Raw genomic sequence first — 13,269 nt, forward strand, 5'->3', positions numbered from 1 at the left:
GCCGCGGCGATCGCCCGCCGGGGGAGTCCGTCGGCGGGCGGGACCCTTCGGCGTCCTCTGCCGACACGCGTCGGCCGGCGCCGGGGAGACCGCCACCGCCCGCGACGTACGCCTCACCGGGTGCCGTCAGGCGTGCGTGCCGGTGGCCTCCCCCCGATCCGCTCCACCGCCATCGCCCCGGCCACGCATCCGTCCACCGCGGCCTCCTCGGGCTCCGCGCCCCTGAGCAGGGCGGCGAGAAACGCTCCGGTGAAGGCGTCGCCCGCGCCCGTCGTGTCGCGGGGAGTGGCGCGTGACGCCGGGACACGAGCGTGGACGGCGCCCCCACGGGCCACCAGAGCACCGTCGCCGCCCTGTTTGGCGACGACCAGGGGAACATGGCGGCTCAACTTGGCCGCCGCGTCCGCCGGATCGGGCAGCCCGGTCAGCAGGCAGGCCTCGTCACGGCTCGGCAGCAGGATGTCGACGCCCTCGGCGAGCGCGAGGAAGCGGTCCACACCCAGCCGCTTGAGGAACCCGGCGGACGCCGGGTCGAGGCTCACCGGTACTCCACGCGCGCGTGCCGACTCCAGAGCCACCGACACCAGGGCCCGGCCCGATTCGGAGAAGAGCAGATAACCCGACAGGTGCAGCCGTGCGACCCCGTCGAGCAACGCGGGCGACCAGTCGGCCGGTTCGAGCCGCAGGGCCGCCCCGCTGTCCGTGAGGAAGGTGCGCTCGGCCGAGGCGCCCGTGTCCACCAGGCAGATGACCGTCCCCGTCGGCGCCTCCGGATCGACGACCAGGAGAGGACGTACGCCGCAACCCGTCAGTTCACGCTCGTGCCAGTCGACCGCGTCCAGACCCACCCGTCCGAGCAGCCGCACGTCCGCGCAGCCCCGGTTCGCCGCCCAGCACGCGACGTTGGCGCCCGCTCCGCCCGGCAGGGTCCGGATCACGGCGGCTGTGTCGGTGCCCGCGGCGAGCGGATCGCGGTGCCGTGCGACGACGTCCGTGACCACGTCACCGACGACGAGCAGGGCACCCGTGGCCGCGTCCCCCCTTCGCCCGGCGGCGTGATCCCTCCCGCTCACACCGCCCCGGCCCAGGCCGCCGCGATCCGCCCCGCGAGGCGTACGTTGCCGCGTACCGCAGCGAGGTTGGCGCTCAGCGAGGCGCCGTCCGTGTGCCGCACCAGATAGCCGAGCAGGAACGGAGTCACGGCCTGCCCCGTCACACCCTCCGCCTCGCACGCGTGCAGCGCGTCGGCGAGCACGCGCGCGTGGAGCGCGGGATCGAGCTGCTCCTCCTCGGGGACGGGATTCGCGACGATGAGCGCCGACTCGGGGCCCTCAAGCGTGTCCTGCGCGCGCATGACATCCGCCACCTGTCCCGGCGACCGAAGCGTCCACTCCACCGGATGCCCGGAGTCGGACAGATAGAAGCCCGGGAACCGTTCCGTGCCGTACCCGACCACCGCCACGCCCAGCGTCTCCAGGCGCTGGAGCGTCGCGGGCACGTCCAGGATCGACTTGACGCCCGCGCACACCACCGTGATCCGGGTCCGCGCCAGAAGACCCAGATCCGCGGACTCGTCCTGCGTCACCGTCCACTCCCGGTGCACCCCGCCGAGCCCACCCGTCGCGAACACCCGCAGACCCGCGCGGGAGGCCAGCAGTGCCGTCGCGGAGACGGTCGTCGCGCCGCTCGCCCCCGACGCCACCGCGAGCGGTAGATCACGGTGCCCCAGCTTGCGGATCCCGTCCTCGTTGGCGACCCGCTCCAACTGCTCCTTGTCCAGCCCGACCAGAGGCTTCCCGTCGAGGACGGCGATCGTCGCGGGGACGGCGCCCTCCCGCCGTACGACCTCCTCCAGCTCCAGCGCGACCTGTAGGTTGCGCGGGCGTGGCAGCCCGTGCGCGATGATCGTCGACTCCAGGGCCACCACCGGCCGACGCGCGTCGAGCGCCTCCCGCACCTCTTCGGACACCAGGATCACGCGTCTGCCTCCTCGGTCGGTCGTCTTTCCTCATCTCTGGCGAGCGGCACGCCAGGTCAAACCCCCGCGACCGGCGCCGCGGCCCCAAGGCGGGGGGCATGCCGGGCAACTCGGCAAGAACTCGGCAGCGCAAAGGGGTGCCCACGCGCGTGGGCACCCCTGTCAGCCGGCTGGGTCGTGTGCCTTTCCGTACCTGGGATCCGTACCTACGGATCCGTACCTGGGATCCGCACCTCAGACGGGTCGTACGCCGTCCAGGGCTCCATGTGGATTGATCACGTACTTGCGGCTGGCGCCCTGGTCGAACTCGGCGTAGCCGCGCGGCGCGTCCTCCATGCTGATGACCGTGGCGTTGACCGCCTTGGCGATGTGCACCCGCTCGTGCAGGATCGCCTTCATCAGGCTCCGGTGGTAGCGCATGACCGGGCACTGGCCCGTGGTGAACCGATGGCTCTTGGCCCATCCGAGGCCGAGCCGCACCTTCAGGGTCCCCGTGCGGGCGTCCTGGTCGATCCCTCCCGGGTCGTCCGTGACGTACAGCCCGGGTATGCCCAGCGCGCCGCCCGCGCGCGTGACGCCCATCAGCGAGTTGAGGACCGTCGCGGGCGCCTCCTGGGCGTCCGGGCCGTGGGCCCGGGCCTCGAAGCCGACCGCGTCCACGGCCGCGTCGACCTCGGGCTCTCCGAGGATCTGCGCGATCTGGTCCTCCACGCTGCCACGTGACACGTCGACGGTCTCGCAGCCGAAACTCCGTGCCTGGGCGAGGCGTTCGGTGTTGAGGTCCCCGACGATGACGACCGCGGCGCCGAGGAGCTGCGCGGAGGCCGCCGCGGCGAGACCGACCGGGCCGGCTCCGGCGACGTACACCGTCGAACCGACCCCGGCGCCTGCGGTGACCGCACCATGGAATCCCGTCGGGAAGATGTCCGACAGCATGGTGAGGTCGAGGAGCTTCTCCCGTGCCTGGTCCCGGTCGGGGAACCGCAGGAGATTGAAGTCCGCGTACGGGATCATGGCGTACTCGGCCTGCCCGCCGACCCAGCCGCCCATGTCCACATACCCGTAAGCGGCGCCCGGCCGCGCCGGGTTGACGTTGAGACAGATGCCGGTCTTCCGCTCCTTGCAGTTGCGGCACCGCCCGCACGCGATGTTGAACGGCACCGACACGATGTCCCCGACCTCGATGAACTCGACGTCCGGGCCCCGTTCCAGTACCTCTCCGGTGATTTCGTGTCCGAGGACCAGTCCCTCGGGCGCGGTCGTACGACCGCGCACCATGTGCTGGTCACTTCCGCAGATGTTGCTGGCGAGCACCTTCAGGATGACCCCGTGCCGGCACTTGCGGCCGACGTTCTCGGATGCCACTCCCGGCCCGTCCTGCAGTTCAAGCGTCGGGTGGTCGATGGTCCTGACCTCCACCGCACCCGGCTTGAGATACGCGACTGCCCTGTTTCCGCTCATGCCTGATCGCCGTCCCTTCGGCCCCGTTGCTTCGGACGCCAGCGGCTGTGCGCATGGCGGAGTCTGCTACCAGCGGTGCCGTCCGGCCACCCTCCGCGCCAGGGCCATTTCCGAGGAGGGCCGACCCCTCGTCGCCCGCGGCGCCCGCCTGCCCTTAGGGTGACCGCTCATGACCACGAACTCCCAGGCCACGCCCTCCTTCGCCGTGCACATTCCCGATGCGGAGCTCGAACCGGAGCCGCTCGACCCGGCCCAGATCGTCTCCGGCGACCCGGTCGTGACGGGCAAGGTGCTGTGGGAGTCGGCCGACGGCAAGCAGGTGCGCGGCATCTGGCAGATCACGCCCGGCGTCGTGACAGACACCGAGGCGAACGAGCTCTTCGTGGTCGTCAGCGGTCGAGCCACCATCGAGGTCGAGGGAGGCGACGTCATCGAGGTGGGTCCGGGCGACGCGGCGATCCTGCGCGAGGGCGACCGTACGACCTGGACGGTCCACGAGACGCTCCGCAAGGCGTATCAGATCGGGCTCTGAGGACCGGTCGGCCGGCCGTGGAATCGCGTCCACCGGGCCTCCGTGATCGTCGCGGAGCTTCACCGACGAACCGAGCCGTGCCTCATCGGTGGGCCACCCGGCGATCGGCCGAGGGCGGTCAGAACAGCGGCTCCGGAAGCACCCCTTCCAGCGCGAGCAGCTGCCGCTTGGTCTCAAGGCCGCCCCCGAAGCCCCCTATGCCGCCGTCGCGTTCCACGACCCGGTGGCACGGCACGACGACCGGCAGCGGGTTGGAGCCCATGGCCACGCCCACGGCCTGTGCCGCGCCCGGCTGGCCGACCCGTCCGGCCAGGTCGCCGTAGCCCACGACCGCGCCGTACGGAACGCCCGCCGCCAGTTCGCGCAACACCTGGCGGTTGAAGCCGGAGATCAGCGACCAGTCCAACGGCAGCTCGAAGTCGCGCCGCTCACCCGCGAAGTACGCGGTCATCTGACGTATCGGCTCGGCCAGGAGCGGGGAGTCGGGTGCCTCCACGGGCGTGCTGCCCAGCCGTGCGGCGAGCCGGTCGAGCGTCTTGTCGCGCACCTCGTCCGTGGCGTGGAAAACGACGTTCACCAGGCCCTCCGGAGTCGCCGCCAGCAGCAGCGGACCGATGCTCGTGCCGACGACGGCCCACACGACCTGCTGCTCGTACTGCCCGTGGCTGTTCATGCGATCCACCGTACGGCGAGCCACTGACAACACCCGCCGCACGGCCGCCGGTCACCACCGCGTCAGCCTCGGGGGAGCAGCCGAGGCAGAGCCCGCCGGATCACGTCGGGTGTGTTGGTGATGATGCCGTCCACGCCGTACCCCGCCGCCCTCCGGGCGTCGTCCGCGTCGTCCACGGTCCAGGTGAAGATCTCCAGCGGCCTGCCGTGAGGACCCCGGAGCGCGCGGACCGCCGCGATGTAGCCGACGGAGAGGGAGGTGTAGGCCGGGTTGATCTGGTCGGCGAATCGCGCGCACTCGGAGAGCTCGCCGAAGGAGGGCGTGCCCAGGAGGGCCGTCTTCACGCCGGGGTGCAGATCGTGGACCGTCCGCACGCTGTCGGCGCTGAAACTCTGGATGATCAGCCCGCCGTCCACGTGTGCCGGGTCGAGCCAGCCATCGTTGCTCAGGAGCTTGAGGGTCTGCCGTTCGATGCCCGGGTGCAGCTCGGGATTCTTGATCTCCAGGAGGAGCTTCTGGTGGTTGCGTGAGACCCGGTCCACGAATTGCCTCAACGTCGGCACGCGCGCGCCCGCGTACGAGGGGCCGAACCAGCTTCCCGCGTCCAGGAGAGCGATCTCCGCGGCGGTGAAGTCCGCGACCCTCCAGGGAGCGCGGCCGGGATGGACCCTCTCGACATTGGTCGTGCGCTCCAGCGTGTCGTCGTGGAGGACGACGAGCTCACCGTCCCTGGTGCGCTGGACGTCGGTCTCGACCCAGTCGAACCCCAGCTCGGCGGCCTTGTCCACGGCGGCCAGGGTGTTCTCGGGCGCGTAACCGCTGGCGCCCCGGTGGGAGACGATCACAGGAACGGTGCCCGGGGACCCGAGCTCGGCGTGCCGGCCGGGGAACATGAGGACGGTGCCCCCTAGGAGTGCGGCGGTCGTGATGGCGGCGACGCGCGCGTGCATGCGTACCCCTCGCGTCGTGCGGTCGCAGACGGAGTGAGAGTGACGACGGACGGCGGACGGGATGCGAGTGACAACGGACGGCCGACGGGAAAGACCGGTCCCACGCTGACACCACGAGGCCAACGGAAGAGGGGCGCGGGATGACCACACATTGAATGGAGATGCCCAAGTCCGCACACCCGTGCCACACAAGTGGGGCGAGGCCGTAATTCTTTGCCGGAAAATCGTTCGACCATTCCGGTGCGGGTCATACTCTCTGCCTCGGCCCTGACCGTTCTCACGGTCCCGAGGGTGAGGGCATTCCAGAGATTTTCGGGCAAAACAGGGCGGGAAGGGCAGTCGCGCATGCAGGGCACGGTCGACGACTTCAGCTACGGACTCGTCACGCCGGTAGTGGCATATCTCATGGCCTGCCTTGGTGGAGCCCTCGGACTGCGCTGCACCACCAGATCCATGCTCGTCACCCGCTCCTGGCGCGGGGGCTGGCTCGCCCTCGGCTCGGCCGCGATCGCCTCGGGCATCTGGACCATGCACTTCGTCGCGATGATGGGCTTCACGGTCGAGCAGACCCCGGTCCGCTACGACAAACCGTTGACGTTCGCGAGCCTCGGCGTGGCCATCCTGATGGTCGGCATCGGGATCTTCATCGTCGGCTACCGGGGAGCCACTGGAACGGCGCTCTTCACCGGGGGCACCATCACCGGCCTGGGAATCGCCTCGATGCACTACCTGGGCATGGCCGGCATGCGCCTCAACGGGAAGCTCGAGTACAACACCCTCACCGTCTCCGCCTCGGTCGTCATCGCCGTCATCGCCGCCACCGCCGCCCTGTGGGCGGCGGCACAGGTCCGCGGATTCCTCTGGAGCGTGGGCGCAAGCCTCGTCATGGGGCTCGCCGTCAGCGGGATGCACTACACGGGGATGGCCGCCCTCAGCGTCCACCTGCACAACGCCTCCGGCACCCCCGCGGGGGACTCGCCCGCCGCCCTGCTCGCACCGATGATGATCGGCCCGCTGGTCTTCCTCTGCCTGGCGGGCGTGGTCGTGCTGTTCGACCCCCTGATGGTCATGGGGAAGCCGGACTGGACACCCGTGGAGAACAGACCCGGCGTCCCCGCCCACCCCGTCGTCCAGCACCCCGGACGCCGCCCGCCCCTCCGGGCCGGCCGTGACCGCGGAAGGCGCAGGGCCCGCACCCGCCAGAGCTGGTGATCCGGCCCCGTTGTCAGTGCGGGGTCGTACGGTTGATTCCATGCGGCCCGTATCCAAGATCGAACGTTCGGTGGCGCCCTTCGAGGTCGTCAGCCCCTACCAGCCGAGTGGTGACCAGCCCGCGGCCATCGCCGAGCTGGAAAAGCGCATCCTCGCAGGTGAGAAGGATGTCGTCCTGCTGGGCGCGACCGGCACAGGCAAGTCCGCCACCACCGCCTGGATGATCGAGAAGCTCCAGCGCCCCACGCTCGTCATGGCACCGAACAAAACCCTGGCCGCCCAGCTGGCCAACGAGTTCCGCGAGCTGCTCCCGAACAACGCCGTCGAGTACTTCGTCTCGTACTACGACTACTACCAGCCCGAGGCCTACGTCCCGCAGTCGGACACCTACATCGAGAAGGACTCCTCGGTCAACGAGGAGGTGGAGCGCCTGCGCCACTCCGCGACCAACTCGCTGCTCACCCGCCGCGACGTCATCGTGGTCGCCTCGGTCTCCTGCATCTACGGCCTCGGCACGCCGCAGGAGTACGTCGACCGGATGGTGCACCTCAAGGTCGGCGACGAGATCGACCGCGACGACCTGCTGCGCCGTTTCGTCGACATCCAGTACACGCGCAACGACGTGGCCTTCGCGCGAGGCACCTTCCGGGTCCGCGGCGACACCATCGAGATCTTCCCGGTCTACGAGGAGCTGGCCGTCCGCATCGAGATGTTCGGTGACGAGATCGAGGCCCTCTCCACGCTCCACCCGCTCACCGGCGAGGTCATCACGGACGACACCTCGCTGCACGTCTTCCCGGCCTCCCACTACATCGCGGGCCCCGAGCGACTGGAGCGCGCCGCCAACGACATCGAGAAGGAGCTGGAGGAGCGACTCGCCGAGCTGGAGAAGCAGGGCAAGCTCCTGGAGGCCCAGCGCCTGCGCATGCGGACGACGTACGACCTGGAAATGCTCCGCCAGATCGGCTCCTGCTCCGGCGTCGAGAACTACTCGATGCACTTCGACGGCCGGCAGCCCGGCTCCGCGCCCAACACACTGATCGACTACTTCCCGGACGACTTCCTGCTCGTCCTCGACGAGTCGCACGTCACGGTCCCGCAGATCGGCGCCATGTACGAGGGCGACGCCTCCCGCAAGCGCACCCTCGTGGACCACGGCTTCCGGCTGCCCTCCGCGCTGGACAACCGACCGCTCAAGTGGGAGGAGTTCCAGAAGCGCATCGGACAGACGGTCTACCTGTCGGCCACGCCGGGAAAGTACGAACTCTCGCGCGGCGACGGCTTCGTCGAGCAGATCATCCGCCCCACCGGCCTCATCGACCCCGAGGTCGTCGTCAAGCCCACCGAGGGCCAGATCGACGACCTGGTGCACGAGATCCGCAAGCGCACCGAGAAGGACGAGCGCGTCCTGGTCACCACGCTCACCAAGAAGATGGCCGAGGACCTCACGGACTACTTCCTGGAGCTCGGTATCCAGGTGCGCTATCTGCACAGCGACGTCGACACCCTGCGCCGCGTGGAGCTGCTTCGGGAGCTGCGTGCCGGCGAGTTCGACGTCCTGGTGGGCATCAACCTCCTCCGCGAGGGCCTCGACCTGCCCGAGGTCTCCCTGGTGTCCATTCTCGACGCCGACAAGGAGGGCTTCCTGCGCTCGGGCACCTCACTCATCCAGACCATCGGCCGCGCGGCGCGCAACGTGTCGGGACAGGTCCACATGTACGCCGACAAGATCACCCCGGCGATGGAGAAGGCCATCGACGAGACCAACCGCCGCCGGGAGAAGCAGGTCGCCTACAACAAGGAGAGGGGCATCGACCCGCAGCCTCTCCGCAAGAAGATCAACGACATCGTGGCCCAGATCGCCCGCGAGGACGTGGACACGGAGCAGCTGCTCGGCTCGGGCTACCGCAAGGGCGGGGACGGCAAGAGCGCCAAGGCACCGGTGCCCGCCCTCGGGGGCAAGGCGGCCAAGTCCGCCAAGGGCAAGGCCAAGGAGACGGTCCCGACCGACCGCCCCGCGGCCGAACTCGCCGGGCAGATCGAGGAGATGACCACCCGGATGCGTGCCGCGGCGGCCGACCTCCAGTTCGAGATCGCGGCCCGGCTGCGCGACGAGGTCTCCGAGATGAAGAAGGAGCTTCGGCAGATGAGGGAGGCGGGACAGGCCTGACGACGTTCTGCCGGTGCTGTGCCCGACGCCGGTCAATACGCACTGTGTTGCAAGACCGACACAAAGTTCGTCCCAGGGTTCGGCACTGTCAGTGCCGCTGCGTAGGGTTCTGGTCATCCGCGGATTCTGCGGAAACAGGGGACAGTTCGAGAGGGGAAACAGCGCGTGGTCGACGTATCCAAGGGCGGTACGCCCGGTGGGCCTGGCGTCAACCTGACCAAGGGTCAGGCCATCAGTCTGGAGAAGAGGGGCGGGGGAACCCTCACCGCCGTGCGGATGGGGCTCGGCTGGCAGGCGGCCCCCCGGCGCGGCCTGTTCGGTTCGCGCACGCGGGAGATCGACCTCGACGCCTCCGCCGTGCTGTTCGCGGACAAGCAGCCCGTCGACGTCGTGTTCTTCCGTCACCTCGTCAGCGACGACGGCTCGGTGCGGCACACCGGTGACAACCTCGTGGGCGGTGCGGGCCAGGGCGGGGACGACGAGTCGATCCTCGTCGACCTCCAGCGCATCCCGGTCCACATCGACCAGATCGTCTTCACCGTGAACTCCTTCACGGGCCAGACGTTCCAGGAGGTGCAGAACGCGTTCTGCCGTCTGGTCGACGAGACCAACGGACAGGAACTGGCCCGCTACACGCTGGCAGGCGGTGGGCAGTACACGGCTCAGATCATGGCGAAGGTGCACCGGGCGGGCACGGGCTGGCAGATGACGGCCATCGGCACACCGGCCAACGGCCGCACGTTCCAGGACCTGATGCCCGCGATCCTGCCGCAGCTGTAGGCGACTGGGCGCAAGGTACACGAAAGCGACTCAGGGGGGACAAGGCGATGACGACTGAGCTGGTCCGGGGGCAGAACCATCCGCTCTCGCAGGTCCGTCTCGAGGTCCGCGTTTCGGCCGGCAAGCCGCTCGTGGCCGGTGCCACGCTCAGCGACGAGCAGGGCAGGGTCCGCGGTGTCGAGTGGGTGGCCCATCCGGGTGCGCCCACTCTCCCCGGACTCGAGGTCTCCCGGCAGGCCGCGGCCGACCACCGCCTCGCCTTCGACCTGGGCGCCCTGTCCGCGGAGGTGCACCGGGTGAGTGTGCTGCTCGCGCTGCCGTCCGGCGTCGGCGGTCCGGTCCGGTTCGGAGCCGTCGCCGCCCCCTTCGTCGCGGTCACCGGCCTCGACGGCTCCGAGGTCGCCAGCTACACCGTCACCGGTCTGGACGCCGAATCGGCCGTCATCGCCCTGGAACTCTACCGCCGCAAGGACGCCTGGAAGGTCCGCGCGGTCGGTCAGGGATACGCGGGAGGTCTCGCCGAACTCCTCGCCGACCAGGGCCTGCCCGAGGCGCGGCAGCTCGCGGGCACCATCAACGAGGCGGTGGCGCAGGGACTGGCCCGCTCGGTGGCGGCGCCGCCGTCCCGTACACCCGACGCGGACCGCTCACGACAGGCGGCCGCGTCGGCGACGGCGGGGGACCAGCCGTACGCCGCACCGCCCCAGGACGCCCCGGGCGACGTGCCGCCTCCGCAGTCGCCGTACGACGTGTCCGGTGCGCAGGGCGGCACGGCACCGCAGACGAACTTCCCCGCGGGCCCCGCGCAGGGCGACCCCTCCGCCGCCACGCAGCCGTCCGCCGGTGTGTCCGGCGGCCCGGTCGACTACAGCCACCCCGGCAGGCAGAACACGCCGCCCCCGCCCCCGCCGGCCGCTCCGCCGACTCAGCCGGGGCAGTCCGCCACACCGGTCGCGGGCGACGCGACCGGCTGGTCCATGGACGAGCGCCTCTACAACCAGGTGTGGGGCATGTTCGAGGACCTGGCACGCAGCGCCGCCGCCTATCGCAGTGCCGTCGACTTCGCCGACTCGCGCATGGAGCAGGAGCTCGACAAGGTCCTGTCCGATCCCCGCAGCCGGATCGGCGGCCTGGGCGACGCGGCACGCGAGGCGGCCCAGGCCAAGCACGCCCAGCTCGTCGACCAGGCACGGGCGGCCCTCGACCGCGACCTCGCGCAGCTCGGGGCCGAGGCCGACGTCGTGGAGCCCGCGCTGCCCGCGGCGTTCGCGCGCTGGGACAACCCGGTCTGGCACGGCTACCGGGTTCCCATGGAGGTCCCGATGGCCCTGCGCCTGGGTGACCTCCGGCTGCCGGAGAGCGAGCGGCTGAGCATTCCGATGCTGGTCAGGCTGCCGCTGGAGCGCGGCCTGTGGATCGACAGCGGCCGGGCCGGTCTGAGCGACTCGTTCGCCGACTCCGACGAGCTGCGGCGCCTCGCCATGGACGCGGCGGTGTCGCATGCCGGGCGCCTGCTCGCCGTCCATCCGCCGGGCGAGTTCAGCGTGCACGTCATAGACGCGGCCGGTTCGGGCGCCTCGTCCCTCGCGCCGCTGGTGCGGTCCGGGGTGCTCAACGGCCCGCCCGCCGTGGGCGCCACCGGTGTGGCCGAGGTCCTGGCCCGGCTCACCCAGCGTGTCGACCTGGTGCAGATGGCGGTGCGCGGTGGAGTGGCCGACTCGCTGCCCGCGGACCTGGACACCGCTGAGCAACTGCTGATCGTCAACGACTTCCCGCACGGCTTCGACGACCGTGCCGTGACCCAGCTGCGCTATCTCGCCGACGAGGGACCGGCAGTCGGCGTCCACCTGATGATGGTGGCCGACCGCGAGGACGCGGAGGCGTACGGGCCCCTGCTCGATCCGCTGTGGCGATCGCTTCTGCGACTGACCCCGGTGCCCGACGACCACCTCGCCGACCCCTGGGTCGGACATGCCTGGACGTACGAGCCCGGCCTCGTCCCGCCGGGCAGCCAGATCCTTCAGCAGGTGCTCACGCAGGTTGCGGCGGCCCGTCGCTCCTGGAACCGCTGACGCTCCGCGCGCTTTCCTCAAGCATCAGTAAAGTGCTCTGACCTGCACACTTGGTCTTTCTTTTACTAATCGCTTTACCTTTCCTTGGTGATTCAGGTACTGTTTTTCCAACGGAGGGGAGTACTCCCTACCTACTACTGCGACGTACCCGTCAATACGGATCAGGCCAGATCCCGGGGCGTCGGCCCGCAGGCACCGGCGCACCACGCGTCCGGCCGCCACGGGTGGAAGAGACCTCCGGCAGCGACGACGCTGAAATTTGCCGTTACGAACTGCCGGAGGCGCAGTGGATGTTTCCGTGGCCCTATGGGTCCTGACGATCGCGGGCCTGGCGGCCCTCATCGCCGTCGATTTCTTCATCGGCCGCAAGCCGCACGACGTTTCGATCAAGGAAGCCGGAATCTGGACGGTCGTCTGGATCGCCCTGGCCGCACTGTTCGGACTCGGGCTGCTCATCTTCTCCGGCGGTCAGCCCGCCGGAGAGTTCTTCGCCGGCTTCATCACCGAGAAGTCACTGAGCGTCGACAACCTCTTCGTCTTCGTGCTGATCATGGCGAAGTTCGCGGTGCCCACGCAGTACCAGCAGCGAGTGCTCCTCGTCGGTGTGCTCATCGCCCTGGTTCTGCGCGCGATATTCATCGCCGCCGGAGCCGCGGTCCTCGCGAACTTCGCGTGGGTCTTCTACATCTTCGGCGCGTTCCTCATCTACACCGCCTGGAAGCTGATCCAGGAGGCCAGGACGGACGCCGACGACGAGGAGTTCGAGGAGAACCGGCTGCTCAAGGCCGCCGAGCGACGCTTCGGCGTGGCCGACCGCTACCACGGCACCAAGCTGTGGATCCAGCAGAACGGCAAGCGCGTCATGACGCCGATGCTGGTCGTGATGCTCGCGATCGGCACCACCGACGTGCTCTTCGCGCTCGACTCGATCCCTGCGATCTTCGGCCTCACCCAGGACCCGTACATCGTGTTCACGGCCAACGCGTTCGCGCTGATGGGTCTGCGACAGCTGTACTTCCTCATCGGCGGCCTGCTCAGGAAGCTGGTCCACCTCAGCTACGGCCTCTCCGTCATCCTCGGATTCATCGGCGTCAAGCTGGTGCTGCACGCGCTGCACGAGTCGGGTGTCCATGTCCCGGAGATCTCGATCCCGGTCTCCCTCGGCGTGATCTGCGGCGTCCTGGTCGTCACGACGATCACCAGCCTCATCGCCTCCAAGAAGCAGGCGGCGCGGGAAGAGACCGAGGGCGCCCCGAAGGGCGTCGGCGGTACTCCGAAGGACAGCGACGACGCTCCGAAGGACAGCATCGACGTCTGACCACGCCGGCCGTAGGAACGAGTAGTCCTGGAGCGGTGGGGGGGGGGGGGGCGGGCGCCCCCCCCCCCGGAACGAGGGACGGCCAGGGGCGGAGGGGCGAAGGCCTCTCCACCCCTGGCCCCA

The 13,269-nt window shown here is 69.9% G+C and carries 11 protein-coding genes; 6 read left to right on the forward strand and 5 right to left on the reverse strand.

Translation table 11 applies throughout. From position 1 onward, the window contains the following. Positions 1 to 113 precede the first annotated feature (113 nt). From ACIP79_RS28985 to fdhA, 3 genes are all read right to left on the reverse strand, one after another. Positions 114 to 1,073 carry a carbohydrate kinase family protein gene (locus ACIP79_RS28985; protein WP_401227820.1) on the reverse strand — a complete coding sequence of 320 codons (960 nt, stop codon included), beginning with the start codon at positions 1,071 to 1,073 and terminating at the stop codon, positions 114 to 116. After that, positions 1,070 to 1,978 (reverse strand): pseudouridine-5'-phosphate glycosidase, encoded by a 909-nt coding sequence (locus ACIP79_RS28990; RefSeq protein WP_401227822.1) that lies wholly within the window; start codon positions 1,976 to 1,978, stop codon positions 1,070 to 1,072. Before ACIP79_RS28990 ends, ACIP79_RS28985 begins: the two co-directional genes overlap by 4 nt. Before the next feature lie 234 nt (positions 1,979 to 2,212). Beyond that, on the reverse strand, positions 2,213 to 3,439 hold the full coding sequence (gene fdhA, locus ACIP79_RS28995) for a formaldehyde dehydrogenase, glutathione-independent (protein ID WP_387186184.1): 1,227 nt from the start codon (positions 3,437 to 3,439) through the stop codon (positions 2,213 to 2,215). Between the two features lie 169 nt (positions 3,440 to 3,608). Here fdhA and ACIP79_RS29000 point away from each other — a divergent pair, with 169 nt between their 5' ends. Continuing rightward, positions 3,609 to 3,971 carry a cupin domain-containing protein gene (locus ACIP79_RS29000; RefSeq protein WP_383682247.1) on the forward strand — a complete coding sequence of 121 codons (363 nt, stop codon included), beginning with the start codon at positions 3,609 to 3,611 and terminating at the stop codon, positions 3,969 to 3,971. Positions 3,972 to 4,089: 118 nt separating this feature from the next. On the opposite strand, the gene ACIP79_RS29005 is transcribed toward ACIP79_RS29000, so the two are convergent. Together ACIP79_RS29005 and ACIP79_RS29010 are read right to left on the reverse strand one after the other, a co-directional pair. After that, the gene (locus ACIP79_RS29005) at positions 4,090 to 4,644 is read right to left on the reverse strand and encodes a methylated-DNA--[protein]-cysteine S-methyltransferase (RefSeq protein WP_383682248.1); all 555 of its coding nucleotides are present in this window, start codon (positions 4,642 to 4,644) and stop codon (positions 4,090 to 4,092) included. 62 nt (positions 4,645 to 4,706) lie between these two features. After that, entirely contained in the window at positions 4,707 to 5,594 is an 888-nt protein-coding gene (locus ACIP79_RS29010) for a glycerophosphodiester phosphodiesterase (RefSeq protein ID WP_401227824.1), read from the reverse strand. Positions 5,595 to 5,939: 345 nt separating this feature from the next. On the opposite strand from ACIP79_RS29010, the gene ACIP79_RS29015 reads away from it, so the two are divergent. The 5 genes from ACIP79_RS29015 (at position 5,940) to ACIP79_RS29035 (ending at position 13,146) form a co-directional block, all read left to right on the forward strand. Continuing rightward, positions 5,940 to 6,806 (forward strand): MHYT domain-containing protein, encoded by an 867-nt coding sequence (locus ACIP79_RS29015; RefSeq protein WP_401227826.1) that lies wholly within the window; start codon positions 5,940 to 5,942, stop codon positions 6,804 to 6,806. Positions 6,807 to 6,846: 40 nt separating this feature from the next. Then, on the forward strand, positions 6,847 to 8,976 hold the full coding sequence (gene uvrB, locus ACIP79_RS29020; protein ID WP_387186173.1) for an excinuclease ABC subunit UvrB: 2,130 nt from the start codon (positions 6,847 to 6,849) through the stop codon (positions 8,974 to 8,976). A 165-nt stretch (positions 8,977 to 9,141) separates the two neighbouring features. Then, positions 9,142 to 9,756, forward strand: a complete 615-nt coding sequence (locus tag ACIP79_RS29025) for a TerD family protein (protein ID WP_383682253.1) — start codon at positions 9,142 to 9,144, stop codon at positions 9,754 to 9,756. A 47-nt stretch (positions 9,757 to 9,803) separates the two neighbouring features. Further along, on the forward strand, positions 9,804 to 11,828 hold the full coding sequence (locus ACIP79_RS29030; protein WP_401227829.1) for a TerD family protein: 2,025 nt from the start codon (positions 9,804 to 9,806) through the stop codon (positions 11,826 to 11,828). 286 nt (positions 11,829 to 12,114) lie between these two features. Then, complete coding sequence (locus tag ACIP79_RS29035; protein WP_401227831.1) at positions 12,115 to 13,146, forward strand: TerC family protein; 1,032 nt, start codon at positions 12,115 to 12,117, stop codon at positions 13,144 to 13,146. The last annotated feature ends 123 nt before the right edge of the window (positions 13,147 to 13,269 follow it).

The sequence above is a fragment of the Streptomyces sp. NPDC088747 genome, assembly GCF_044751025.1.
Lineage (GTDB): Bacteria > Actinomycetota > Actinomycetes > Streptomycetales > Streptomycetaceae > Streptomyces.